Annotated in this window: 1 protein-coding gene; it reads left to right on the top strand. The window is 65.0% G+C overall.

Features of this window, described 5'->3' with window-relative positions; genetic code table 11:
• Window positions 1-2 precede the first annotated feature (2 nt).
• Window positions 3-394, top strand: a 392-nt coding sequence (locus tag EN852_RS35790; RefSeq protein ID WP_246694506.1) for an alpha/beta hydrolase, incomplete at its 3' end; no start/stop codon positions are given.

Here is a 394-nt window from a genome sequence, read left to right as displayed (position 1 = left end):
TGATAGACCGGCGAGATTTCATGCTCGCGTCGCTGGCAGCGATGCTGCCGGCCGGCGCCTCTGCCGCTTTGCGGCTACACCAGCCGGAACCGCAAACCCTCGATTACGGTCCGGCCAAGCTCGACATCTACGCCTCAGCCGGCGCGAACAAGCTCCCGGTGGTGTTTTTCGTCCATGGCGGCGCCTGGCGGTTCGGCAAACGCAGCCAGGTCGGCGCCAAGCCAGACTTCCTGCTGGCCAACGGCTTCGTGTTCGTTTCGATCGACTACCGCATGCTGCCGGAGGCCGATGTGGCCACCCAGGCCGGCGACATCGAAAAGGCTTACGCCTATGTGCGCGCCAGTATCGCGCAGCACGGCGGCGATCCGAACCGGATTGTCGCCATGGGCCATTC

This window comes from Mesorhizobium sp. M2E.F.Ca.ET.209.01.1.1 (assembly GCF_004010375.2).
Lineage (GTDB): Bacteria > Pseudomonadota > Alphaproteobacteria > Rhizobiales > Rhizobiaceae > Mesorhizobium.
Note: the sequence above shows the minus strand (reverse complement) of the source record. Positions and strands in the feature narration are given on the sequence as shown.